Raw genomic sequence first — 25195 nt, forward strand, 5'->3', positions numbered from 1 at the left:
CTTTCAAGGGGGCGCGGGCCTGTCGCCGCGCGTGCCCCGTGTGCCCTGTGTGCCGATCCGCGTGCGGGTGGCGACGAGCGAGCCCTCCTGGGGGTAGGCGTGCCAGGTCCGCCAGGCCAGCCGGCCTTCGCGGCAGTGCGCCAGCAGGGCGGTGAACGCGTACGGGCTGCCGGGGAAGGTCCCGGCGAGGCCGTACGGATGGTCGGCGACGAGCGCGAGCAGCTCCTGGGCGCGCGCGGCGAAGGACTCCTCGGAGTGCGTCTCGACGTGCGCCGCGAACTCGTAGTCCCAGTCCCCGATGCGCTTGTCGATGCCCAGCGGCAGGGGCGTGGCGCTGCCCGACATGCACGCCACGGTCTCCGAGCACTGTCCGTGGTAGTCCTCGGCGAGTACCTGGTGAGAAGCGCCGAGGAGTCTCAACTGCAACGTGACGTATCCGAGTTCGAGCTCGAGTTCGGCGAGGGCGGGCAGCGGCTCCCGGCCCAGGGCCCAGGCCAGATCGGCGGCACGGGTATCGGTATAGGCAGTTTTGAGCGTGGTGAGCATGGGTCGGCTCCGCAAAAGCAGGCAGGGGTGATCGCGCAATGGGTGACGGGTGGGCCGGCTCGCCCGGAGAGGGGACCGAGGGAGCTTCGCTCGCCGGCTCGTGCCCACGTGGGGGTCCGGGGGGATACGAAATCATGAGATGCCCGCGGCCCACAGCGGTTTTACCCAACTTCGCCGGGTTTCCATCCTCCAGAGGGCCGCACGGTTCAACTGTTCAAAACAAAAGCGTCCGACGGGCCTGAAAACCCGCCGGACGCATATGCCGTACCGCATGGGACAGCCGCACAACCGTGGGTCAGTTGCGGCTGTCCCGTTCCCGTTTTCCGAGGTGAGCGCCGTGACGGGCGCTGTGACGGATGGGGTGACGCGATGGGTGACGGACGCGGTGACGCGATCCGCGACGGACGCTGTGACGCGAACACTGACGGACGCCGATGTGCGCGCCGTGACCGATGCCGATGTGCGCGCCGTGACCGATGCCGATGTGCGCGCCGTGACCGATGCCGATGTGCGCGCCGTGACCGATGCCGATGTGCGCGCGGCGACAGGTGCCGTTGCGCGCGCGGCGACAGGTGCGGGCCGTCAGCCGCTCCCGTCCGCACGGGAGGGGCGCCGGGCGTCAGCTACCGCCACCGCCGCCGCAGCCTCCACCGCCACCACCGCCACCACAGCCGCCGCCACCGCCGCAGCTGCTGCCGCCCCCGCAGCTGCTGCCACCGCCGCAGCCACCACCACCGACGCCGCCACCGCCGCCGGACCACCAGCTTCCGCGCCGACGCGGGCGCCTGGAGCTGCCTCCTGCGCCGGCGATCACTGCAATCACCACGACCACGGCCACGACCACGAACAGTGCGACTGCCATCGTCCTCACTCTCCTTTCAGTCCCCCCGAAGCGAGGCCCGCTTCTTGCGTGACGGGGTCATGCCCAGGCCCCCGAGACCCAAAGCAGAGTTGAGGAAGTCCAGAGGTTCGGCGGAGTGCGGTACACAGCGGCACATAGCTGCCCATTACGGACGGCCGCTGCTCGACCGCCGTCTCACCGCGCTCGGTGCGACAGCCCTTTGGCGACGTACCGCCGCCGTCACTGCAGGACGACAGACGTCCGGTAGAAGTCGTCCCCCAGACCCTGGGGCTTGGTGAGCTTGCGGATCGGCGAACCGGGCGGGGGCGGGGGCGGGGTGAGCTGATCGTCGGGGAGGTTCGGCGGAGCCGTCACCTGCTGCCTGTTCTGCTCGTGGTTGACCATGCCGGTGTTCTCCAGCGAGGTCATGTGGTCGAGGACGACCTCGTTGGCCTGGTTGGCGAGCTGGCGCACCAGGCTGTTCTCGGTGCTCGCGCGGATCTTGGCGATGGCCGGGTAGATCTGGCCGTGCGTCACGCGCATGATGTCGACCGCCGTGGAATCGAACTCCGTACCCTGCTTCGACTCCACGGTGGCCACGAACTGCTGCTGCTGAGGAGACGCTTCGTTGGGGAGGGTGATGTTCAGCGCGGATGCCACCTTGCGGCAGCTGTCGTCGAGCAGGGTGTGTCCGGCGACCAGGTGCTCGCCGGCCTCCTTCATCTTCTTGGTCGTCCCGCGCTGCATGGCGAGCTGACCGAGGGGGTGTTCCCACAGGCCGGCGGCGCGCACCTTGACCACGAAGTCCCGGTCGGCCTCGGTCATGGGCCCGTACCCGGTGTTGGCGATGATGCGATCCTGCGTGGTGGCCGTGTACTGGATGCCGCCGATGGTGGGGTACATGAGCGCGCCCAGGGTCAACGCCAGGCTGCCGATCAAGAAGAGGGTGCCTGCCTTGGCCCGTGAGAATCGCATGGTTCCTCCTGCTGCGAACGGCACTTACACCTAGCAGTACGGATGGAACCCGCGACACAATCATTGCACGGAGCAAATCCCGCCCCGTCCTGAGTGATGTGCGTCACGCAGCCGAGCGGACCTGGGGCTTTCGGGACATGTGCGTCCGGCCCGTGCTCCCGTACGGTACCGGGCACGGTCGTCTCGCACCCGACGAGTACACCGGCTACTCACACGGGTTGGGCACAGCGGTCGAGCACACCGGGTTGAGCGCAACGGCGGATGGGCCCGTACGTTCGGGTGATCCAGACGTGTCCGACGCAGGAGAGACGTGACCCGGAGGCGTGACGTGGCGCGACAGCGGGCGAGCAAGGGCGGTCACATGGCCAGGCAGTTGCTGGCGGTGGCCGTTCTCCTGGCCGGCGTCCTCCTCGGCGGCGCGACGCCCGCCTCGGCGCATGCGGTGCTGAAGAGCAGCGACCCGCGTGAGGGCACCGTGCTGAAGACCGCGCCGGACGCGGTCACGGTCACGTTCAACGAATCGGTCGCGCTCTCCGAGGGCTCCCTGCGCGTGATCGCCCCGGACAACCGTCCGGTGACCGCGGGCGACCCGCGGCACGTGGGCGACCGGGGGGACACCGCCCGCGTGCCCCTCTCAGACGACCTGAGTGAGGGCACGTACACCGTCACATGGCGGGTGACCTCGGAGGACAGCCACGCGATATCCGGTGCCTTCACCTTCTCCGTCGGCAAACCGTCGCAGACCCGGGCCACGGCCACCGACGAACCGCCCGTGGACCCGACCGTGGACGTGCTCTACGGCATCGGCCGATACACCGCCTACGGCGGCCTGGCCCTGCTCCTCGGCGTCGCCGTGTTCGCTCTGGCCTGCCTGCCTGCGGGGGCACCCGCCCGGGCGCTGCGCAGGCCGCTCCTGATCGGGTGGTGGGCGCTGCTGCTGCCGACGGCGGCGCTGCTCCTGCTCCGCGGCCCCTACGCGAGCGGCGACGGACCCGCCGGAGTGGCCGATCCACAGCTGCTGAGCCGCACTGTGGACAGCCGACCGGGCGTCGCGTTGCTGGTGCGCCTGGCGCTGCTGGTGGTGGTCGCCCTGCTCCTCCGCCGAGGAGGGCGCGAGTGGAGGGCCGACCGGCGTACGGTCGCGACCGGCGTCGTCCTCGGCATCGGCCTCGCCGCGACCTGGGCGGCGGCGGATCACGCCTCCGCCGGGATCCAGGTCCCCGTGGCGATGGCCTCCTCCGTCCTGCATCTGCTCGCCATGGCGGTGTGGCTGGGCGGGCTGACCGCGCTGCTCACCCTGCTGTTCCGGGCCACGGCCGACGAGCCGTTCCCGCCCTCGGCCGTGGGCCGCTTCTCCCGCATCGCCCTCGGCGCGGTCGCCGTCCTCGCGGCCACCGGCCTCTACCAGTCCTGGCGCGGGCTCGGAACCACGTTGGAGGCGTTCACCACCCCGTACGGCAGGGTGCTGGCCCTCAAGACCGGTGCCGTGCTCCTGATGCTGGCGGTGGCGTCGCACTCGCGGAACTGGACCGAACGCCTGGTGCGTACGGCAGCGCCCCAGGCGCAGCCGGCGCTGGTCGCGGCGGGCGCCGGAAGCCACGTGGCTTCCGCCGATGCTGAGCCGGGCGGGGGCGGTTCGGGCACGTCCGGTTCGGAGACCGGTTCGGGCACGTCCGGTTCGGACACGGACGACGGAGGTTCCGTCAGCCCCGGTTCGGCCCCGGGGGGCCCGAACGAGCCCGGCCCGAACGAGCCCGGCCCGGACGAGCAGCGGCGCGGCCTGCGCAGGACCGTGCTCCTCGAGGTGCTGATCGGCGTCCTCGTCCTCGTGCTGACGACCGTGCTCACGGGCAGCGAGCCCGGCCGGGCTGCCACCGAGGCCCCACCGAAGTCGAGGGTGCCCGGACAGCCCGACGTCTCCCTGACGATGATCCCCTTCGACGCGGGCGCCCCGGGCGCGCGCGGCAAGGTACAGATCACCCTGGAACCGGGCCGGGTCGGCCGGAACGTGGTCCAGGCCGTGGTCTACGGCCCCGACGGCAGCGTCACCGCCATTCCCGAGATGCGTCTCACCTTCACCCTCGCGTCGCAGCGCGTCGGTCCGCTCGATGCCGAACTCGCCGATCAGCACGGCTATTGGGGCAGTGACACCCTCGACCTCCCCCTCCCCGGAACGTGGAAGATCAAGGCCACCGTCCGCGTCTCCGACATCGACCAGGTCACCGTCTCGAAGACCGTGAAGATCACCCCCTGACGCCCGGCCCGCCCCGGCCCCGACGTCAGCCCTGCCGATCGGACCGTGCCGGGCGCGACGGGTCAGGACGTCACGGTGTGGGCCCTGCCGAGCGTGCCCGCGTCAGCTGGTCCACGGCCGTGCGGATCGATGCCTCACGCTTGCAGAACGAGAACCGGACCAGCCAGGCCGGAGCGTCGTCACTCACGTAGAAGGCCGAGGTCGGGATGGCCACCACGCCCGCGCGCTGCGGCAGTTCACGGCAGAAGGTCATGCCGTCGGTGTAGCCCCACGGCCGTACGTCCGCCTGCACGAAGTATCCGGCGTCCGCCCGGTACGGGTGCAGACCCGCCTGCCGCAGACCCTCGCTCAGCAGGTCCCGGTGCTGCCGCAGCGTGTCACGCAGCTCCCCGGCCCACTCCTCCACCGACCCGAGCATCCGCGCCAGGGCTTCCTGATACGGCGTGCCCGAGGCGTACGTCAGGAACTGCTTGGCGGCTCCGACCGCCTTGACGAGCGGGGCCGGACCGCAGATCCAGCCGACCTTCCACCCGGTGACGCTGAAGGTCTTGCCCGCGGAGGAGATCGTCAGCGTCCGGTCCCGCATGCCCGGGAGCGTGGCGATGGGCAGGTGGCACGCCCCGTCGTACGCCAGGTGCTCGTAGACCTCGTCCGTGACCACGGTCAGCGCGTGCTCGCGGCACACGTCGGCGATCACGGCCAGCTCCTCGGACGTGAACACCTTGCCCGTCGGGTTGTGCGGGGTGTTGAGGAGCAGCACGCGGGTGCGGGGTGACACCGCGGCGCGCAGCGCGTCCGCGTCGAGGACAAATCCGTCACCGTCGAGGACCAGAGGCACTCCGACCAGCCGGGCACCGGCGAGACGGGCATCGGCCGCGTACGCGTCGTAGCAGGGATCGAAGGCGATCACCTCGTCGCCGGGGTCGCAGAGCGCGAGGAGCGCGGACGCGAGCGCTTCGGTCGCGCCGGTGGTGACCAGGATCTCGTCCTGCGGCCGGTAGTCGAGCCCGTAGCGCCGCAGCTGGTGAGCCGCGACGGCTTCACGGAGCGCGGGGGTGCCGAAGGCGGGCGGGTACTGGTTGTTCCCCGCCACCACGGCATCCGCGACGTCCTTCAGCAGCGCGGCGGGGCTGTCCAGCTCCGGCACGCCCTGGCCCAGATTCACGGCTCCCGTGCTGCGGGCCAGCTCGGTCATCTCCGTGAAGATCGACGTCCCCACGTGCCGCACCCGCGCGGCCGGGCTCCAGTCCGCCGAGCCCACGGTGCCGCGTACGTCGGCCGTCTCCTGCGCAACCATGCGATCTGCTCTCCCGAGTCCGTCAGCCAGGGTGTGGTCCGGCCATCACCATAGGCACGCACATACCGGACCGGTCCACGTACGGGCATGTCCAAGTCATGACCCGGAGCTTGCGGCCGGCCTGCTCCGGCCCCTCTTCTCGCGGCGCGGGGCGGCTATTCGGTGTCCGTGGCCGCCAGGACGGCGGCTCGGCTCCTGGAAGGGTCCAGGACCGCGAAGGCGAGGTCCGACGTGTCGTGGTGGAACCAGTCGGTGAACGCCATCCACCGCAACCACCGGTGGTCGGCCGCTTGACCGGCCGCGTCCAGGAACGGGGTTTCGGCGGGCAGATCCATGAGCGCGTACAGGCTCCGCCAGGCGTGGAGACGGGCGTAGGCGCCGTGCTGCGGGTGGCCGTCGACCCCGCCGTGATACGCCGCCGAGAACAGTGCGTTCAGGACGTCGTCGGCCGTCGTCCGGCAGGCGATCGCCTCGCCGCGCCGCCTCCCTTCGCCTTCCATGCTCGCCAGAGGCAGTGCCTTGATGAAGGAGATCCCGAAATCGGCGGCGCCGATGGGCCGCGGCAGGGAGAAGAACCGGGCCTCCGGCTCACGCGACCAGCCGCCGGCGCGGAAGGGCGCACAAGCTGCGTGTGCCAGCCCCGCCGCCGGAACCTCATGGGCTGCACGCCCAGCCTCCGCGCCGCGCGCGGTCGGCGGGACCTCGGGGAGTCGGGCGCGCAGTTGTGCCGGGGTCTTGACCGGGGACAGCCCGCGGACGCGCACGGTGAAGCGGTGCTCGATGTCGAGTCGGTTGCGGGGCAGCCACGCGAGGGCGTGATCGAGTTCCCGCAGCCGCTGGGCATACGCGTCCAGGGTCGGCCTGCCGCTTCCGGCACCGATCAACGCCAGCTCGCCAAGGATGCACGCGCGCACCTCCAGCGCCCAGGCGCCGGTCTCCTCGGGCAGGTGCGTGAACAGGGGCTCCAGGTCGGTCAGGTGCTGTGTCCTGGCCAGCTCCGTAGCGACCGCGCGCCGCACCTCGTCGGCGTCGTCGCGCCCTTGCATACCGGAAGGGAGGAGATCACCCGTGATGTCCGCCGCGAGCTGGGCGCATTCCGAGGAACGCGTGGCGGCAAGGGCGACGGCGATCCGCCGGACTGCCCTGAGCGCCGCAGCCACCCCCACCGCGCTCACGGCACCGTCGCCGCACCACTGCTCGGCCAGCACGTACAGCTGCCGCGGCTGCGACGCGGCCAGCTCCTTCAACCGCGCGGCATCGGGCACCTCGGGCAGTTCTGGAAGATCGCGGTGGGGGGGCTCGCCGTCCCGCGATGGAGGGTGATCGTTCACGACGAAAAGTCTACGAGACCGCTGTCTGCGCACCCGAGGGCGGAACACCCGCAGGCGTACCAGGTGTCATCGAGTAAGTTCGTTGCAGGCCAGGAACGTTGGGGCGAGCTGGTGTATCCGGGGGTGCGACAGCAATGAGTTACCGGCCGAATGACTGGCACGTGCTCGATCTGAACGAAGATCCAGTACCGGGTGATCCGGAGCGCGTAAGGGGTCTCGCACGACGTCTCCACGATTTCGCCGACGATGTCGCGGGAGCCCTACGCCTGATCAAGGGCATGGCGGGCGACGACGCACTCCTGAAGTGGGCCGGGAAGTCAGCCGATGCGTTCACGGAGGAGTTCGAGGAGGTCCCGAAGAATCTCGGGAAACTGCGAAGGTCCTACGAGATCGCCGGGGACGCCCTGTCGACGTACTGGCCACTTCTCCAACAAGCTCAGGGCGACTCTCTGCGCGCCCTCGAGAAGGGGCGCACCGCCAAGCATGATCTGACCGCGGCTCATAGACGGCTCGAGAACGCCAATGCCTGGGTTGACCGAGCGAGCAAGAAGGCCAAGGAGTACGAGGACAACAGCAAGAAGCTGGACCACCCTAGGCCCGACGAGAATCAGGTACGGGCAGCAACGCGCAACGCCACCGAAGCCAAGTCTTCCCGGACGTCCGCCGAAAGCGACGTCGATGGGGCGCAGTCGGCCCTCGATGCTGCAAAGAAGATGGCAGCGGATGCGAGAAAACTCCGCGAGGATGCCGCGTCAGCCTGCAAGAAGAAGCTTGAGGAGGCCTCCGATGCAGGCATTCAGAACCGCAGTTGGTGGGAAGACGCCGTCGACTGGGTTTCCGACAACTGGGACACCATTGTCGCAGTCTGCAAGGTAGTCGTCGCCATCGTCGGAATCATCGCCATGATCATCGGCGGCCCGATCCTTGCCGCAATCGTGGTGGTAGCGGCCCTCGTGGTTCTGGCCGACACGATCAATAAATACCTGAAGGGGCAAGCAACCCTGCTGGACGTGGCGTTCGCCGCGCTGGACTGCATACCCGGCGGAAGAGGCATCACATCGATCGGCAAGCTCGCCAAGGGCATCAAAGCCGCGAGCAAGGGCGGCCTCAAAGCCATGGCGAAAGGGCTGGGCAAGGGCGGCTTGCGGCGCAATGCCGGTGACACGGTGGCGACAAGCAAGCAGGCCAAAGGTCGCTGCAAGAACGGCGATCCGGTCGACATGGTCTCCGGCGAAATGATCATGGATGAAGTCGATGTGGAACTTCCAGGGCTCCTCCCGCTCACCCTGAGGCGTACACACCTCTCCACGTACCGTTCTGGTCGCTCGTTCGGCGAGTCGTGGGCATCAACCCTCGACGAACGTCTCGAGTTGGACGAGGAAGGCGCTGTGTTCGCGGTAGAGGACGGGATGATCCTCATCTATCCCATCCCCGAACCGGGCACATCAGTCATGCCATTGGAGGGCCCGCGCTGGCCACTTGACTGGGACGGCTCACCAGATGCCCCGATTCGGATCACGGATCCGACCACCGGCTACACACGACACTTCGCTCCGCTCGGTGTGCCCACCCCGACCGACGAGGCGTTCACCCTTCCTCTGTCGGCGCTGACCGACCGCGACGGGCGCCGCATTGACTTCGAACGGGATGAGAAAGGCGTCCCCATCTTGGTGCGCGACTCCGGAGGCCGCATCATACGGGTGGACACCGAGGAAGGCCGCGTGACCGGGCTGTGCCTGCACAATCCGGAAGGCAGCCCGGAAGGCGCAATGCTCGTTCGCTATGCGTACGACGCAGACGGAGATCTCGCCGAGGTCATCAACTCGAGCGGCCTGCCCTTTCGTTACACCTACGACAACCGGTCGCGTATGACCTCATGGACCGACCGGAACGGCTCCTGGTATCGCTTCCGTTACGACGATGAAGATCGCTGTATCCAGGGCGAAGGCGCGGACGGATTTCTGTCCTGCACCATCACCTACGACAGCGAGAATCGTGAGACGCGCTACATCGATTCGCTGGGCCACACCACCACGTACCGATACAACGAACACCGTCAAGTGGTTGCCCAGACCGACCCGCTCGGCCATACGACATACGCGACGTGGGATCCGTACAACCGACTGCTCTCACGGACCGACCCACTTGGCCACACATCCCGATTCACCTACGACGGTCGGGGCAACCTCTCCTCGGTCACGCGGCCCGACGGCTCTGTTACGACAGTCAGGTACGACGCGGACGATCGCCCATCGGAGATCACCCTTCCGACAGGCGCCACGCGCCGTTACGCCTACAACGAGCATGGCCGCACGACAGAGGCCATCGACCCATCCGGCGCCACGACCCGGTTCTCCTACGACTCCGCAGGTGGACTGCACCAAGTGACCAACGCATTGGGGGCGACCCACCACGTCGTGTGCGACCCCCTCGGGCTGCCTGTCGCCAGTACGGCACCGATGGGCAACACGACACGACTCCGTCGAGATGCCTTCGGGCGCATCGTCGAATCCACCGATGCCGACGGAAGCACTACCTGCACGGCGTGGACCGTCGAGGGAAAATTCGCCCATCGGGAGTTCTCGGACGGGACTTCCGAAAGCTGGCTCTATGACGGCGAGGGAAACACGCTCCGGTATGCTGGAGTAGACGGCCAAGTCGTGAGCCATTCCTTCACCCACTTCGACCTCCCCCGTACGCGCACCGAAGCGGACGGCTCGATCGTATATTTCACGTACGACACCGAACTTCGGCTGACGTCGGTGACCGGCGCAACGGGGGCGGTGTGGTCGTACACATACGACCCAGCGGGACGACTCGTGCGCGAAGTCGACTTCAACGGCAGGACAGTCGCCTACGCCTACGACGCGGCTGGCCGCCTAACCCAGCGCACCAACGGCGCAGGAGAGTGCACGACATTTATCCGTGACGCTCGTGGGCGAGTCGTGGAACGCCATTCCGGCGACTCGGTCACGACATTTTCCTACGACGCCGAAGGACGTCTTATCCGAGCGGTCACCCCAGAGACGTCGCTGGTAATCACTCGTGACATGGCGGGGCGGGTCGTCCTCGAGAATTGCAACGGTCGTACCGTTCACAGCACGTACGACGCCCTCGGGCGTCGTATCGAACGGCGCACACCCTCAGGGGCGACCAGCCACTGGGACTGGGATGAGAACAACCGTCCCACCCAAGTCCGCATCGCCGACAATTCTCTCGGCTTCAACTATGGCGTCTCAGGGCACGAGGTCGTGCGCCAGCTCGGGGAGCTGACGGTACTTCGGCAGGAATGGGATGCGGGGCATCGACTGACAAGCCAGGTGGTGACGGCACCACAAACGGACGAGGGGGAGTCGTCCGCACGGAGCGTGGTGGAGCGTTCCTACGCGTACGGACAGGACGGAAGACTCGCGTCCGTCGAGGACGGGGCGACCGGCAGGCGCCGTCTCGCACTCGACCGCGTCGGCAGAGTGGAATCTGTCACGGCTCACGCCTGGACCGAACGCTATGCCTACGATGCTTTCGGTAACGTGAGCAGCGCTGAGGCACCAACTGGTCCGCAAGGGGAGCGGATCTATGACGGTACGTTGGTACGCCGGGCCGGACACGTCACCTATGTTCATGATGCGCAGGGCCGGTTGGTGCGCCAAACGCGGAAACTCTTGTCCGGGGGCAGCCTGGACTGGTCCTACACATGGGACGCCGAAGACCGGCTCGTCGCCATCACTACACCGGACGGACGCAGCTGGGAGTACATGTACGACGGGCTCGGGCGTCGAGTCGGCAAACGTCTGCGATCCGATGACGGTCGGACACTCGAGGAGTCCGCGTTTGTCTGGGACGGCTCCCACCTAGCGGAAGAGTCAAGCTCAGCGGGCACGACGAGCTGGGATTGGGCCCCCGGAACCAACCGAGCGATACTGCAGTTGGATCAGAACGAAGTCGATCGACGCTTCTACGCCATCGTGACGGACGTGGTGGGCACTCCCACGGAACTCATCGACATGGAAGGTCGAATCGCCTGGCGAGCCCGTACGACCCTATGGGGATCTGCAGTCCCCACCGCGCGAGAGACAACTGCGGTTGTCCAGTGCCCTCTTCGCTTCCCCGGGCAGTACCACGACGCCGAAAGCGGCCTTCACTACAACTTCCGGCGCTACTACGACCCCGACAACGCCCGCTACATCAGCCCGGACCCCTTGGGTCTGGCTCCGGCTGCGAACCACCACTCCTACGTCTTCAACCCCCTGCACTGGACAGATCCCTGGGGGCTGATCAGCTGCGAAGGCAATCACGGCATCACGGAGAGGCGCGAGAACCACATCGAGGGCCAACACGGACCGGGCGCGCAGGATCGCGTACGGGAGAACGCGGACCCCACGGATCCGGCCCCTCAGATCCCGGGAGAGTTCCACGACGACTTTCTCTGGGACGGTGACGACTTCGCGCTCGGTCGGCGTCTCCAGGAAGGGATCGACGGCACCCCGGCACTACCAAATCCGAGAGCTAGGGCTGGGCAGGACTCTCACCTTCACCGGTTCGACCACGGCAGTCCCGTCGGTATCAATGGCAGTGGCAGGGAGACCAGCGTCGTCGAAGTGGTCATCCGCGACGGCAATATCCACACCGCCTATCCGATCTAGCGTTCTATTGAACAGGCGCCCCCTCGCCCACCCATACACGCCCACTCCTCCCGCCCGCCGACCCTCCCCCGCTGATGCGACCGGGCGCAGGGGCGTGGGCCGATGGGGTGCACTTCGGGACACCGTCGGGCGTCAGCAGTCGCCGCAGGCAGGGCCGCCGCGCAAGGTCGGAGGTGCAGGGTCCTCCTCGCGCAGCGCGGGGGCGGCTCCGCGTCCGCCCGCTGCGCCGCACCGGAGGTGCCTTCGTGTCAGCCGACACCCGCCTGCCCGTACGCGCCAGAGACGACCGGCGCGTACGGCTGCGGACCGGGTGGCGCGGGCAGGTGCGGAGCGCGCTGCGGCGGGCGGCACTGGCACTCCTCATCTACGCGGCGCTGCGTCTGTGCGGGCTCCTCGTCATGGCGCTGTGGTCCTGGCACGCCGGGAAGCAGCCGGGGAAGCTGCTCGGCCGCTCCTGGGACTCCGTCTGGTACGAGCGGCTCGCCGAGCACGGCTACGGCACCGTCCTGCACGGCACCGACCCGTCGTACATCTACAGCGACCTGGCGTTCTTCCCGCTCTATCCGGCACTGGTCCGCGGAGTGCGAACTGTCGTGCCGCTCGGCTTCGTCGAGGCCGGGCTGCTGGTGTCCTGGGCCGCGGCGGCCGTGGCGGCGTGGGGGATCTACGCGGTGGGCGAGCGGCTGGCGGGCCGCCGCGCCGGGGTCCTGCTCGTCGTCCTGTGGGGTGTGCTGCCGCACGCGATCGTGCAGTCGATGGCGTACACCGAGTCGCTGATGACCGCCTTCGCGGCCTGGGCGCTGTACGCGGCGCTGACCGGCCGGTGGCTGTGGGCGGGCACGTTCGCGGCGCTCGCCGGGCTCTCCCGCCCGAACGGTGTCGCGGTGGCGGCCGCGGTCTCGCTCGGCGCCGCATGGCAGATCTGCCAGCTGTGGCGTAACCGCGCCCCCGACAGCCTCTCGCTCTCCGCACGCCAGGACTGGCGGCTCTGGGCGGGAGCGGCGCTCGCCCCGCTGGGCTGGGCCGGCTACGTGCTGTGGGTGGGGTGGCGGAAGGGCAGCCCGCTGTTCGGCTACTTCGCGGTGCAGCGCGGCTGGGGCTCGAAGTTCGACTTCGGCCAGGACGGCTGGGAGACGGTACGCCGTACGGTCCTTGGCCCGATGCGTCTGCCGTACCCGATGGCGATCGCCGTGGTCGCGGTCGCCATCGTGCTGTTCGTGCTGCTCATGCTGGACCGGCCGCCGCTCGCCCTCGTCGTCTACAGCGGTGTCCTGCTCGTCATCACCCTCGGCGGCGCACGGTACTTCGGGTGCAAGCCGCGTTTCCTGCTGCCCGCCTTCCCGCTGCTGCTGCCGGTGGCGGTGGGCATGGCGAGAGCCCGGGCGCGCACCGTCGTGGTGACGATCGGTGCGCTGGCCGGGCTCTCGTGGTGCTACGGGACGTATCTGCTGGCGATCGCGGTGTCGGCGCCGTAGGTCCGGCTCACCGCGTACGGGCCCCGTTTCGCTCGAGGGGTCGGGCCTCCCGGGGACTCGGGTCCCGAAGCTCGGGCACCGAGGTCCTGGCATGCGGAGACCCGGGCTTGCGGACGTGCGGACCTCAGACGTGCGGGCTCCGGTCACGCGCCGCGCCTCGTTCCCCCTGCGCGGCCGCCGTTTCCGGGCACGACGCCCTGGCCCTCCGGGCGCCGGGTCCCTGACCGGCGCCGGGCGGAGGGGAGTTACTCCTCGCCGTCGCCGTTGTCGTCCGGCCCCGCGGAGTCGACGTCCTTCTCCAGGCCGAGCTGTTCGACGACCCAGCGGTCGAACTCGATCGAGGCCCGCACCCAGCTCACCGTGCTGGACACGAAGTGCTCCAGGCTGACGCCGGTGCCGATCAGCATCTGCGCCTCGCCGATCAGGCGGACGGTGCCGTCGTCGTTGGTGTGGCTGTAGACCTTCGGCCACAGCGTGCGGCGGTTCCAGTCGTCGATCGACTCCAGCAGCTGCGGCTTGGACTCGATGGCGTGCGGCCGGTCGTAGAACGTCCTGACCGAGAAGACCTGCTGCTCCTCCTCGCCACGGAACATGAAGTACGTGCGGAACTGCTCCCACGGCGCGGCGAGGTCACCCTCGTCGTCCACGACGTACTTCAGCTCCATCTGGTCGAGGAGCTGCTTGACCAGGTCCTGATCGGGGATGACGGGGCCCACCGGCCCCGACGGCTGCTGTTCGGGCTGGCCCCCGAAATTCGGAATCGAGGACGGGTCGATAGTCACCGTGGATATCCCTTCGTACGGTTCCTGCCATCCTCCCTCACACGGGCCCCGTCGTTGCAACCCCGGTCCGCTCCGCCCCCGGGCGTCGCACCACGGCGCCGAGCCGGGCGGAGCGGACGGTGGTCAGGCCGTCGCCTCCGGGCCGACGGTCAGGCGGTTGCCGTCGCGGTCGAGGCCGACACGCACCGTGTCCCCGTCCTGGATGTCGCCGGAGAGGATCGCGCGGGCGAGCTGGTCGCCGATCGCGGTCTGCACCAGCCGGCGCAGCGGCCGGGCGCCGTACGCCAGGTCAGGACCGGCGTCGGGGGCGTCGATCACCGGCTCGTGGCCGAGCCGCGACAGCCACTCCAGCGCCTCGTCGGTGAGGTCGAGGGTGAGGCGGCGGTCGGCGAGCCGGCGCTGCAGATGATCGATCTGGATCTGGGCGATCCGCTTGAGCTGGCCGGTGCCGAGCGGGTGGAAGACCACCACGTCGTCGAGGCGGTTGAGGAACTCGGGGCGGAAGGAGGCCCGTACGGTCTCCAGCACCTTGTCCCGCTTGACGTCCTCGCTGAGCGCCGGGTCCACGAGATAGGTGGAGCCGAGGTTGGAGGTGAGGATGAGGATGGTGTTGCGGAAGTCGACCGTACGGCCCTGGCCGTCGGTCAGCCGTCCGTCGTCCAGCACCTGGAGCAGGATGTCGAAGACCTCGTGGTGGGCCTTCTCCACCTCGTCGAGCAGCACCACGCTGTACGGGCGGCGGCGCACGGCCTCGGTGAGCTGGCCGCCCTCCTCGTAGCCGACGTACCCGGGCGGGGCGCCGACGAGCCGGGCCACGGAGTGCTTCTCGCTGTACTCGCTCATGTCGATGCGGACCATGGCCCGCTCGTCGTCGAAGAGGAAGTCGGCGAGCGCCTTGGCCAGTTCGGTCTTGCCGACACCGGTCGGGCCGAGGAAGAGGAACGATCCGGTGGGGCGGTCGGGGTCGGCGATGCCCGCGCGGGAGCGGCGTACGGCGTCGGAGACGGCGCGTACGGCCTCGGTCTGGCCGATCAGCCGCTTGCCCAGCTCCTCCTCCATGCGCAGCAGCTTCTCGGTCTCGCCCTCCAGCAGCCGGCCGGCGGGGATGCCGGTCCAGGAGCCGACCACGCTCGCGATGTCGTCCGGGGTGACCTCCTCGCCGACCATGCCCTCCAGGGCCTTCTGCTCGGCGGTGGCCTCCTCCAGCTCCTTGCGGGTCTGCGGGATGACCTCGGAGCGCAGACGGCCCGGGGTGACCCAGTCGCCGGTCTCGGGAGCCTTGCGCTCGGCCAGCTCCAGCTCGGTCTCCAGCTCGTCGAGGCGCTTCTTGAGGTCGCCGACGCGGTTGTGGATCTCCTTCTCGGCGTTCCACCGGGCCCGGAGGCCGCGCAGCTTCTCCTCCTTCTCCGCGCGGTCCTTGCGCAGCCGGTCGAGCCGCTCGCGCGCGTCCGGGGAGAGGTCCTTCTCGCGGTCCTGCTTCTTGAGGAGCTTGCGCTCCTTCTCCCCCGCCTGAGCGGCCAGCAGCGACTCCTCCTCCATCATCAACCGGTCGACGGCGCGCTGGAGTTCGTCGATCTCGACGGGCGAGGAGTCGATCTCCATCTGGAGGCGGGAGGCGGCCTCGTCGACGAGGTCGATGGCCTTGTCGGGGAGGAAGCGGGAGGTGATGTAGCGGTCGGAGAGGGTGGCGGCGGCGACCAGGGCGGAGTCGGCGATCTGCACGCCGTGGTGCGCCTCGTACCGGCCCTTGAGGCCGCGGAGGATCGCGATCGAGTCCTCGACGGACGGTTCGGCGACCAGCACCTGCTGGAAGCGGCGCTCCAGCGCCGGGTCCTTCTCGATGCGCTCGCGGTACTCGTCGAGCGTCGTCGCGCCGACCATGCGCAGCTCACCGCGCGCGAGCATCGGCTTGAGCATGTTGCCCGCGTCCATGGCGGAGTCGCCGCCGGCGCCCGCGCCGACGACCGTGTGCAGCTCGTCGATGAACGTGATGATCTGGCCGTCGCTCTCCTTGATCTCGGCCAGGACGGTCTTCAGCCGCTCCTCGAACTCGCCGCGGTACTTGGCGCCCGCGACCATCGCGCCGAGGTCGAGCGCCACCAGCCGCTTGTTCTTCAGCGACTCGGGTACGTCGCCCTTCACGATCCGCTGGGCCAGCCCCTCGACGACGGCGGTCTTGCCGACGCCCGGCTCGCCGATGAGGACGGGGTTGTTCTTCGTACGGCGGGAGAGCACCTGCACGACGCGGCGGATCTCGGTGTCACGGCCGATGACCGGGTCGAGCGTGCCCGTGCGGGCCAGGGCGGTGAAGTCGGTGCCGAACTTCTCCAGGGCCTTGTACGTGCCCTCCGGGTCGGGCGTGGTCACGCGTCGTCCTCCGCGGATCGTCTCGAAGGCGTCGAGCAGCTTCTCCGCGCTCGCGCCCTGCCGGTCGAGCAGCTCGCCGGCCTGGCCGCCCTTGGCGGCGATGCCGATGAGCAGGTGTTCGGTGGAGATGTAGTCGTCGCCCAGCTCCTTGGCGCGCTGCCCGGCGTCGGCGACGACGGCGAGCAGGGCCCGGTCGGGCTGGGGCGCCGCGACGGTGGAGCCCTGGGCGGTGGGGAGCGAGCCGAGCAGCCGCTCGGCGCCGGACCGTACGGCCGCCATGTCGGCCTCGACTGCGGCCAGCAGGTCCTGGAGGTTCTCGTTCTCCTCGCCCTCCAGCAGCGCGAGCAGCAGGTGCACGGGGGTGAAGTCCGGGTTCCCTGCGGACACGGCGCGGCGGCTCGCGGCGCTGATCGCTTCCTGGCTCCTGTTGGTCAGCTCGGCATCCACGGGTGTGCACTCCTCCTCGGTGCGCTCGGCGGCGTCGTCGTACGGGGCGGTGGGCGGGCTCCTGCACCGGTCCCACCGGCCTCAATCCTGCCAGATTCAACCTGCAGTAAGTTGAGTCTATTCCACTCAAGGTAGGGGAGTCGAGCCCGGAATCACGCGGCAGGAGGCCCACCGCGAACCGGCGGGAGCGCCCCGCGGGCCGTACGGCGGCAACGCCACGTACGGTCGGCCGCCGCACACGCAGGGCCAGCTCCAGCGCGGACCGGACACACGGGCGTACCCCGGCCCCGGAGCCGGTCCACGTCCTCGGACGGAATCACGGCCGGCCAGGACCGGGGCACGCGCCCCAGTGGCCCCTACCGCTGCTCGTCGATGACCTCCAGGTTCATGAACCTGGGCTCGCGGGTGCACAGGCTCCGGAACTGCTCCGCCACCCGCTGCGTCTCCGGCAGATCGTTGTTGACCATCGCCTGCTCGTACGAGGGGAACTCGACGATGTCGACGTAGTGGGTGGGGTTCTCGCGGTCCTTGGTGTGCATCTCGCGGGTCAGCGTCCGCTTGCCCTCCGTGGCGCGCAGCCACTCGTCGAAGACTCGCTCCACCTCCTCCTCGCGCGTCGTCTCGTAGTCGATGACCTGCACGAATGTCATGAGTCTCGGACCTCCTACGGCTTCGCGTACTCAGCGGCCATCCCACCGGCGAAGTCGTACACCACGCAGGGCTCGTCGCCGACCACCCAGGCGTCGTGCCCGGGCGGGCAGACGAACACGTCCCCGGCGCCGACCTCCGCCTCGCCGCCGCCCTCGTCCATCCGGAGGTGCAGACGACCGTGCACGACCAGCGCGCAGTGGTGGACCTGGCAGCTCTTCGTCCCGGCGATCGGCGCCACGGCCTCGGACCAACGCCAACCGGGTTCCATGGTGGCCACGGCGAAGTCCAGACCGGTGAGGTGGAGCGCTTCGACGTGGCCACTGGGGAAGTCGCGCCGCTCGTCCGGCTTCTCAATGGTCTTGACTTCCAGCATGGCGGTCATGGCAGTACCTCCCATATCGGGCCACCCCTCCATGGTGCTCCGCCCTCCGGGGGAGCCGCCAGGCGGAACCGGCCCGATCACGCAGGGCCCGGCACGGCCGCCCCGCCCCGAGGGGCGGTCAGCACCACCGGCCCGTACGCGGACACCGGCACCGACACACCGCGGACCCTCCCCCGCGGAGACGGGAGAGGGTCCGGGACAGGTCCGCTCGGCGACGCGGCGCGCTACTCCGCGCCCGGCCGCTTCGGCCGCCAGACCACCAACGCGCTGGTCTGGTGGACGTCCTGATACGGCACCAGATCACGGCGGTACGAGGCGTGGACGGCCGCCTCGCGCTGCTGCATCGTGGCCGCCGCACCCTCCAGGGCGTGCTGGAGTTCGGCGACACGCGACTGCAGCGCCGCGACCTGGTTCTCCAGTTCGATGATGCGCTTGATCCCGGCGAGGTTGATGCCCTCGTCCTGGGACAGCTGCTGCACCTGCCGGAGCAGCTCGATGTCCCGGGCCGAGTAGCGGCGGCCGCGCCCGGCCGTACGGTCCGGGGACACCAGGCCCAGCCGGTCGTACTGGCGCAGGGTCTGCGGGTGCAGACCCGAGAGCTGAGCCGCCACCGAGATGACGTAGACAGGGGATTCGTCGGTGAGCTCGTAGGGATTGCGGCTCCTGCCGCCCCTGCCTCCTGGCATGCCTCGGCCGTCCATCTCATGCTCCCTTCGCGGCCTGGAACAGCTCCGCCCGCGGATCGTGATCCGCGGTGGCCTCGGCGAACGACTCCAGCGCGTCCTTCGCCTTCTCCGTGAGGTCCTTGGGTACGGCCACCTCGACGGTGACCAGCAGGTCGCCGCGCGTGCCGTCCTTGCGCACCGCCCCCTTGCCGCGGGCGCGCATCGTCCGCCCGTTCGGTGTGCCGGGCGGCAGCCTGAGCGTCACCGGCGGCCCGCCGAGCGTGGGGACCTTGATCTCGCCACCGAGCGCCGCTTCCGTGTACGTCACGGGCACGGTGACGGTGAGGTTGTCTCCCTTGCGCCCGAAGACCGGGTGCGCGTGGACCTTCACGACCACGTACAGGTCGCCGTTCGGGCCGCCGCGCTCGCCCGGAGCGCCCTTGCCGCGCAGCCGGATCCGCTGCCCGTCGGAGACGCCCGCCGGGATGCGGACCTGCATGGTGCGGGAGCTGGTGGCGCGCCCGCTGCCCTTGCAGGTCTCGCACGGGTCCTGGGCGATCAGCCCGCGGCCCCGGCACTCCACGCACGGGTCGGTGAGCGAGAACCCGCCACCGCCGCCGCGCGAGACCTGGCCGGTGCCCACACAGGTCGGGCAGACCCGGGGTGTGCCGTTCTTGTCGCCGGTCCCGGAACATGCCTTGCAGGCGGCGGAGCTGGACATACGGAGCGGGACCGTGGCCCCGTCCACCGCCTCGGTGAAGCTGAGGGTCACCTCGGACTCGATGTCCTGGCCGCGCCGCGGCTGCGTCCGGGTGCCCGGACCGCCGCGGTTGAACAGCCCGCCGAAGACGTCACCGAGACCGCCGCCGAAGCCGCCCGCGCCGCCGGCGCCGCCCGCCCCGCCCTGGGTACCCCCGAAGAGGTCGCCCAGGTCGAAGTTGAAGCCGCCGGGGCCGCCCGCCCCGCCGGGACCGGAGCGGAAGCCGCCGTTCCCGAACAGGGCGCGCGCCTCGTCGTACTCCTTGCGGCGCTTGGCGTCGGCCAGGACGTCATTGGCCTCGGAGATCTCCTTGAAGCGCTCCTCGGCCTTGGCGTCGCCCTTGTTGGCGTCCGGGTGGAACTCGCGGGCGAGCTTCCGGTACGCCTTCTTGATCTCCGCCTCGGTCGCGTCCTTGGGGACGCCGAGGACCTTGTAGAGGTCCTTCTCCAGCAAGTCCCTGCTCAGGCTCATCCTCGACGTCCCTCCTCTCCTCCTGCTGCCGCTCCTGCCGCTCCGTCACCCCTCGTCGGGGCCACTGCTGTCCTCGTCCGCCGACTGCGTGTCGCCGTCCGCACCGCCCTTGCCCTGCGCGCCCGGCTGGGGTTCGGCGACGGCGACCCGCGCGGGGCGGATCGTTCGCTCGCCGATGCGATACCCCGGCTGAAGGATCGACACGCACGTGGTCTCGGTGACGTCCGGCGCGTAGCTGTGCATCAGCGCCTCGTGGATCAGCGGGTCGAAGGGCTCGCCCTCCTTGCCGAACTGCTGCAGTCCCATCTTGGCGGCGATGGTCTCCAGCGACTCGGCGACGGACTTGAACCCGCCGACCAGCTCACCGTGTTCCCGCGCACGGCCGATGTCGTCCAGGACCGGAAGGAGTTCGGTCAGGAGGTTCGCGGCGGCGATCTCCTTGACCGTGATCCGGTCCCGCTCGACCCGGCGGCGGTAGTTCTGGTACTCGGCCTGGAGGCGCTGGAGGTCGGTCGTGCGCTCGTTGAGCGCCGTACGGACCTGGTCCAGCTGGGCCTGCAGGCCGACGGTCTGCGGCTCATCCCCTGCCGGCCCGGCAGGGCCCGCCGATCCGGCGGGCCCCCCGGCCTTCTTTGCCTCGTCCGGGGCCTGAGAGCCCGGACCCTGCGCGGACGAGGGGGGACCCTCCTCCCCGAAGGGGGTCGAGGAGGGAGGGACGTCGGGCTGCTCGTCGAAGCCCGGGGTCTCCTCCGTCACGCGGCACCATCCTTCGGCTTCTCGTCGTCCACGATCTCGGCGTCCACGACGTCGTCGTCGGCCTTGGCACCTTCAGCGCCGGCGGCACCCGCATCGTCACCGGCCGCGGCAGCGCCCTCGGCGCCCGCGTACATCGCCTGGCCGAGCTTCTGGCTGACGGCGGCGACCTTCTCGGTCGCGGTACGGATCTCGGCGGTGTCGTCGCCCTTCAGCTTCTCCTGCAGGTCGCTGACGGCTTCCTCGACCTCGGTCTTCACATCGCCCGGGACCTTGTCCTCGTTGTCCTTGAGGAACTTCTCGGTCTGGTAGACGAGTTGCTCGGCCTGGTTGCGGGTCTCGGCGGCCTCGCGGCGCTTGTGGTCCTCCTCCGCGTACTGCTCGGCCTCGCGCATCATGCGGTCGATGTCGTCCTTCGGCAGCGCGGAGCCGCCGGTGACGGTCATCTTCTGCTCCTTGCCGGTGCCCAGGTCCTTGGCACCGACGTGCATGATGCCGTTGGCGTCGATGTCGAAGGCGACCTCGATCTGCGGGACACCGCGCGGGGCCGGCGGAAGGCCGGTCAGCTCGAACATTCCGAGCTTCTTGTTGTACGCCGCGATCTCGCGCTCGCCCTGGTAGACCTGGATCTGCACGGACGGCTGGTTGTCCTCGGCCGTCGTGAAGATCTCCGAACGCTTGGTCGGGATCGTGGTGTTGCGCTCGATGAGCTTGGTCATGATGCCGCCCTTGGTCTCGATACCGAGGGACAGCGGGGTGACGTCCAGCAGGAGGACGTCCTTGACCTCGCCCTTGAGGACACCGGCCTGGAGCGAGGCGCCGATGGCGACGACCTCGTCCGGGTTGACGCCCTTGTTGGCCTCCTTGCCGCCGGTCAGCTCCTTGACGAGCTCGGCGACGGCCGGCATACGGGTCGAGCCACCGACGAGGACCACGTGGTCGATCTCGGAGAGCTGGATGCCCGCGTCCTTGATGACGTTGTGGAACGGGGTCTTGCAGCGCTCGAGCAGGTCGGAGGTGAGCTGCTGGAACTGGGCGCGGGTGAGCTTCTCGTCCAGGTGCAGCGGGCCCTCGGCGGACGCCGTGATGTAGGGCAGGTTGATCGTGGTCTCGGTGGACGAGGACAGCTCGATCTTCGCCTTCTCCGCGGCCTCGCGGAGACGCTGGAGAGCCATCTTGTCCTTGGAGAGGTCGACGCCGTGGCCGTTGGCGAACTGCTTGACCAGGTAGTCGACGACGCGCTGGTCCCAGTCGTCACCACCGAGGTGGTTGTCACCGTTGGTCGCCTTGACCTCGACGACGCCGTCGCCGATCTCCAGCAGCGAGACGTCGAAGGTGCCGCCACCGAGGTCGAAGACCAGGATGGTCTGGTCCTCCTTCTCCAGGCCGTAGGCCAGGGCGGCGGCGGTCGGCTCGTTGACGATCCGCAGCACGTTCAGGCCCGCGATCTCGCCGGCCTCCTTGGTGGCCTGGCGCTCGGAGTCGTTGAAGTACGCCGGAACGGTGATGACCGCGTCCGCGACCTTCTCGCCCAGGTACGACTCCGCGTCCCGCTTCAGCTTCTGCAGAATGAAGGCAGAGATCTGCTGCGGGTTGAAGTCCTTGCCGTCGAGGTCGATCTTCCAGTCGGTGCCCATGTGGCGCTTGACCGACCGGATGGTCCTGTCGACGTTGGTGACCGCCTGACGCTTCGCGACCTCGCCGACCAGCACCTCGCCGTTCTTCGCGAAGGCCACGACGGACGGCGTGGTCCTGGCGCCCTCGGCGTTGGTGATGACGGTGGGCTCACCGCCTTCGAGAACACTGACGACGGAGTTCGTCGTACCCAGGTCGATGCCGACCGCACGTGCCATGGTTTCTGTCCTCCAGCTGACTTGAGTGGAACAGACTCAAGCGTGCATGATCCACATTTTCCTGTCAACAGAGCTGAGTCGACCCCACTCAACTCTCATGCCGGGTGTCCTGTCAGTGCGCGGTCAAGCAGGACGACCAGGGGGAGGAAAGGGTTGCCTGGGCGACACAGATCACCGGCCGGGCGGCTTCATGCGACCTGCGATCCTGGGTAATGTCATCAAGACTGGAAAAGTTACCGCTTAGTAAGTCTGGGAGCCCCGCGCTGCCGGCGAGGGTCGTCGTCCCCCTCCCAGACGCGTCCGCAGGCCCGAGGAGCCCCGCATGCAACTCGCCGCGATCATCGTGTCGCTGGTACTGACCGTGGTCGGCGTTGCGCTCATCGCCCGAGCCGTCGCGCAGATCTACCGGTTCGTGAAGCTCGGCCAGCCCGTGCCCGCGGGCAGCCGGACCGACGATCCCAAGACCCGTACGGTCACCCTGGTCAAGGAGTTCCTCGGCCACACCCGGATGAACCGCTGGGGGATCGTGGGCTTCGCCCACTGGTTCGTCGCGGTCGGCTTCCTGACGCTGCCCCCCACGCTCCTCCAGGCGTACGGCCAGCTCTTCGAGGCCGACTGGACGCTGCCGCTGCTCGGCGGCTTCCTGCCGTTCGAGCTGTACATCGAGTTCATCGGCCTGATGACGGTCGTCGGCATCGTCGTCCTGATGGTGATCCGGCTGCTCAGCCTGCCCTCCCGGGCCGGCCGCAAGTCGCGCTTCGCGGGCTCCAAGGCCTGGCAGGCGTACTTCGTCGAGTACGTCATCCTCACCATCGGCCTCGCCATCCTGACGCTCCGCGGCCTGGAAGGCGCGATCCACCACGTGGAGACCTACGAGGCGGCGTACTTCGTCTCGTATCCGCTGGTCCTCGCCTTCAAGGGGCTGAGCGTCGCCACGCTGCAGACGCTGATCTACTTCACCGCGATGATCAAGATCGGTGTCTCGCTGATCTGGATGATCACGGTGTCGCTCAACACCAACATGGGCGTCGCCTGGCACCGCTTCCTGGCCTTCCCCAACATCTGGTTCAAGCGCCGGTCCGACGGCGACGTGGCGCTCGGCGCGCTCCTGCCGATGGTCTCGGCGGGCAAGCCGATCGACTTCGAGGACCCGGGCGAGGACGACCAGTTCGGCGTCTCGCAGGTCGAGCACTTCTCCTGGAAGGGCATCCTCGACTTCTCCACCTGTACCGAGTGCGGCCGCTGCCAGTCGCAGTGCCCCGCCTGGAACACCGGCAAGCCGCTCTCGCCCAAGCTGCTGATGATGTCGCTGCGCGACCACGCGCACGCCAAGGCCCCGTACCTGCTCGCCGGTGGCGGCAAGGACATGGAGGGCGAGGAGAAGGCGACCGAGGAGCAGCTGAAGGACGTGCCGGCCGCGGCACTCGCCGAGGCCGAGCGGCCGCTGATCGGGACGCTGGAGGAGAACGGCGTCATCGACCCGGACGTCCTGTGGTCCTGCACCACCTGCGGCGCCTGCGTCGAGCAGTGCCCGGTCGACATCGAGCACATCGACCACATCGTCGACATGCGCCGCTACCAGGTCATGATCGAGAGCTCCTTCCCGAGCGAGGCCGGGACGATGCTCAAGAACCTGGAGAAGAAGGGCAACCCCTGGGGCCTGGCCAAGAAGCAGCGGCTGGAGTGGACCAAGGAGGTCGGCTTCGAGGTCCCGGTCGTCGGCAAGGACGTCGAGGACCTCGGCGAGGTCGAGTACCTGTACTGGGTCGGCTGCGCCGGTGCCCTCGAGGACCGCGCCAAGAAGACCACCAAGGCGTTCGCCGAGCTGCTGCACATCGCGGGTGTGAAGTTCGCGATCATGGGGGGCGAGGAGAACTGCACCGGTGACTCCGCTCGCCGCCTCGGCAACGAGTTCCTCTTCCAGCAGCTCGGCCAGCAGAACGTCGAGATGCTGAACATGGCCTTCGGCGAGGACGCGGACGAGGGCGTGGTCGTCGAGCAGTCCAAGAAGAAGATCGTCGCGACCTGCCCGCACTGCTTCAACACCATCGCGAACGAGTACCCGCAGCTCGGCGGGCACTACGAGGTCATCCACCACACGCAGCTGCTCCAGCACCTGATCGACGAGGGCAAGCTCGTCCCCGTCACGCCGGTCGAGGGCCTGATCACGTACCACGACCCGTGCTACCTGGGCCGCCACAACAAGGTCTACACACCGCCGCGCGAGATCATCGCCAAGGTGCCGGGCCTGCGGAACGAGGAGATGCACCGGCACAAGGAGCGCGGCTTCTGCTGCGGCGCCGGCGGTGCCCGCATGTGGATGGAGGAGCGGATCGGCAAGCGCATCAACACCGAGCGCGTCGACGAGGCCCTGTCCCTGAACCCGGACATCGTCTCCACCGCCTGCCCGTTCTGCCTCGTCATGCTGACCGACTCGGTCAACGGCAAGAAGAACGACGGCAAGGCGAAGGAGTCCCTCCAGGTCGTGGACGTCGCCCAGCTGCTGCTCGACTCGGTGAAGACGCCGGCCGAGCCGGAGGAGGACGGCGACCCGGCCGAGGAGCCGGAGCCCGAGCCGGTGAAGTGACCCTTGGGTGACGCCCTCCGGGGCGTCCGCCCTACGCCGCAGCCGCCGACGCCATCGCGCGCCGGCGGCTGCGGCGTTTCCGCGCGGCGGCGTTTCCGCGCGGCGGGTGTGGCCG

Annotated in this window: 17 protein-coding genes; 4 read left to right on the top strand and 13 right to left on the bottom strand. The window is 69.1% G+C overall.

The annotated features are described in order from the left end of the window. Window positions 1–3 precede the first annotated feature (3 nt). The 3 genes from ABZ822_RS06170 to ABZ822_RS06180 all read right to left on the bottom strand — a co-directional run bounded on the left by ABZ822_RS06170 (window position 4) and on the right by ABZ822_RS06180 (window position 2362). Complete coding sequence (locus tag ABZ822_RS06170; protein ID WP_360847620.1) at window positions 4–546, bottom strand: DUF2617 family protein; 543 nt, start codon at window positions 544–546, stop codon at window positions 4–6. Window positions 547–1165: 619 nt separating this feature from the next. After that, window positions 1166–1408 (bottom strand): hypothetical protein, encoded by a 243-nt coding sequence (locus ABZ822_RS06175; RefSeq protein WP_360847622.1) that lies wholly within the window; start codon window positions 1406–1408, stop codon window positions 1166–1168. A 219-nt stretch (window positions 1409–1627) separates the two neighbouring features. Further along, window positions 1628–2362, bottom strand: coding sequence for a DUF4142 domain-containing protein (locus ABZ822_RS06180; protein WP_360847625.1), 735 nt, complete (start codon window positions 2360–2362; stop codon window positions 1628–1630). A 310-nt stretch (window positions 2363–2672) separates the two neighbouring features. Between ABZ822_RS06180 and ABZ822_RS06185 the strand changes: the two genes are divergently transcribed. Next, window positions 2673–4616 carry a copper resistance protein CopC gene (locus ABZ822_RS06185; protein ID WP_360847628.1) on the top strand — a complete coding sequence of 648 codons (1944 nt, stop codon included), beginning with the start codon at window positions 2673–2675 and terminating at the stop codon, window positions 4614–4616. A 70-nt stretch (window positions 4617–4686) separates the two neighbouring features. On the opposite strand, the gene ABZ822_RS06190 is transcribed toward ABZ822_RS06185, so the two are convergent. Together ABZ822_RS06190 and ABZ822_RS06195 are read right to left on the bottom strand one after the other, a co-directional pair. Further along, window positions 4687–5913, bottom strand: coding sequence for an aminotransferase class I/II-fold pyridoxal phosphate-dependent enzyme (locus ABZ822_RS06190; protein WP_360847631.1), 1227 nt, complete (start codon window positions 5911–5913; stop codon window positions 4687–4689). 155 nt (window positions 5914–6068) lie between these two features. Next, a complete protein-coding gene (locus tag ABZ822_RS06195) occupies window positions 6069–7244 on the bottom strand; it encodes a DUF6183 family protein (RefSeq protein ID WP_360847634.1) in 1176 nt (391 codons plus the stop codon). A 161-nt stretch (window positions 7245–7405) separates the two neighbouring features. Between ABZ822_RS06195 and ABZ822_RS06200 the strand changes: the two genes are divergently transcribed. Further along, the gene (locus ABZ822_RS06200) at window positions 7406–11887 is read left to right on the top strand and encodes a DUF6531 domain-containing protein (protein WP_360847637.1); all 4482 of its coding nucleotides are present in this window, start codon (window positions 7406–7408) and stop codon (window positions 11885–11887) included. A 245-nt stretch (window positions 11888–12132) separates the two neighbouring features. Next, window positions 12133–13362: a glycosyltransferase family 39 protein gene (locus tag ABZ822_RS06205; RefSeq protein ID WP_360847640.1), complete on the top strand. Its 1230-nt coding sequence runs from the start codon at window positions 12133–12135 to the stop codon at window positions 13360–13362. 245 nt (window positions 13363–13607) lie between these two features. On the opposite strand, the gene ABZ822_RS06210 is transcribed toward ABZ822_RS06205, so the two are convergent. From ABZ822_RS06210 to dnaK, 8 genes are all read right to left on the bottom strand, one after another. Then, window positions 13608–14144, bottom strand: a complete 537-nt coding sequence (locus ABZ822_RS06210) for a YbjN domain-containing protein (protein ID WP_360847643.1) — start codon at window positions 14142–14144, stop codon at window positions 13608–13610. A 123-nt stretch (window positions 14145–14267) separates the two neighbouring features. Next, window positions 14268–16958: an AAA family ATPase gene (locus ABZ822_RS06215; RefSeq protein ID WP_360847646.1), complete on the bottom strand. Its 2691-nt coding sequence runs from the start codon at window positions 16956–16958 to the stop codon at window positions 14268–14270. A 356-nt stretch (window positions 16959–17314) separates the two neighbouring features. Next, window positions 17315–17608 (bottom strand): hypothetical protein, encoded by a 294-nt coding sequence (locus ABZ822_RS06220; RefSeq protein WP_360847649.1) that lies wholly within the window; start codon window positions 17606–17608, stop codon window positions 17315–17317. 14 nt (window positions 17609–17622) lie between these two features. Continuing rightward, a complete protein-coding gene (locus ABZ822_RS06225; protein ID WP_360848793.1) occupies window positions 17623–17982 on the bottom strand; it encodes a cupin domain-containing protein in 360 nt (119 codons plus the stop codon). A gap of 233 nt (window positions 17983–18215) precedes the next feature. Next, complete coding sequence (locus ABZ822_RS06230; RefSeq protein WP_360847652.1) at window positions 18216–18677, bottom strand: helix-turn-helix domain-containing protein; 462 nt, start codon at window positions 18675–18677, stop codon at window positions 18216–18218. 16 nt (window positions 18678–18693) lie between these two features. Further along, a complete protein-coding gene (gene dnaJ, locus ABZ822_RS06235) occupies window positions 18694–19887 on the bottom strand; it encodes a molecular chaperone DnaJ (protein ID WP_360847655.1) in 1194 nt (397 codons plus the stop codon). Between the two features lie 45 nt (window positions 19888–19932). Beyond that, complete coding sequence (gene grpE, locus ABZ822_RS06240) at window positions 19933–20643, bottom strand: nucleotide exchange factor GrpE (RefSeq protein ID WP_360847657.1); 711 nt, start codon at window positions 20641–20643, stop codon at window positions 19933–19935. Continuing rightward, on the bottom strand, window positions 20640–22493 hold the full coding sequence (gene dnaK, locus ABZ822_RS06245) for a molecular chaperone DnaK (protein WP_360847660.1): 1854 nt from the start codon (window positions 22491–22493) through the stop codon (window positions 20640–20642). The genes grpE and dnaK overlap by 4 nt, the downstream gene beginning before the upstream one ends. 322 nt (window positions 22494–22815) lie before the next feature. Here dnaK and ABZ822_RS06250 point away from each other — a divergent pair, with 322 nt between their 5' ends. Continuing rightward, window positions 22816–25080 carry a (Fe-S)-binding protein gene (locus ABZ822_RS06250; protein ID WP_360847663.1) on the top strand — a complete coding sequence of 755 codons (2265 nt, stop codon included), beginning with the start codon at window positions 22816–22818 and terminating at the stop codon, window positions 25078–25080. Window positions 25081–25195: the final 115 nt, after the last annotated feature.

The sequence above is a fragment of the Streptomyces sp. NPDC047108 genome (assembly GCF_040643575.1).
Lineage (GTDB): Bacteria > Actinomycetota > Actinomycetes > Streptomycetales > Streptomycetaceae > Streptomyces.

What these genes read in the sequence shown, in the direction of transcription:
- ABZ822_RS06170 (WP_360847620.1), bottom strand. Translation starts at nt 546, where the DNA reads ATGCTCACCACGCTCAAAACTGCCTATACCGATACCCGTGCCGCCGAT.
- ABZ822_RS06175 (WP_360847622.1), bottom strand. Translation starts at nt 1,408, where the DNA reads ATGGCAGTCGCACTGTTCGTGGTCGTGGCCGTGGTCGTGGTGATTGCA.
- ABZ822_RS06180 (WP_360847625.1), bottom strand. Translation starts at nt 2,362, where the DNA reads ATGCGATTCTCACGGGCCAAGGCAGGCACCCTCTTCTTGATCGGCAGC.
- ABZ822_RS06190 (WP_360847631.1), bottom strand. Translation starts at nt 5,913, where the DNA reads ATGGTTGCGCAGGAGACGGCCGACGTACGCGGCACCGTGGGCTCGGCG.
- ABZ822_RS06220 (WP_360847649.1), bottom strand. Translation starts at nt 17,608, where the DNA reads ATGACATTCGTGCAGGTCATCGACTACGAGACGACGCGCGAGGAGGAG.
- ABZ822_RS06225 (WP_360848793.1), bottom strand. Translation starts at nt 17,982, where the DNA reads ATGCTGGAAGTCAAGACCATTGAGAAGCCGGACGAGCGGCGCGACTTC.
- ABZ822_RS06230 (WP_360847652.1), bottom strand. Translation starts at nt 18,677, where the DNA reads ATGCCAGGAGGCAGGGGCGGCAGGAGCCGCAATCCCTACGAGCTCACC.
- dnaJ (WP_360847655.1), bottom strand. Translation starts at nt 19,887, where the DNA reads ATGAGCCTGAGCAGGGACTTGCTGGAGAAGGACCTCTACAAGGTCCTC.
- dnaK (WP_360847660.1), bottom strand. Translation starts at nt 22,493, where the DNA reads ATGGCACGTGCGGTCGGCATCGACCTGGGTACGACGAACTCCGTCGTC.
- ABZ822_RS06250 (WP_360847663.1), top strand. Translation starts at nt 22,816, where the DNA reads ATGCAACTCGCCGCGATCATCGTGTCGCTGGTACTGACCGTGGTCGGC.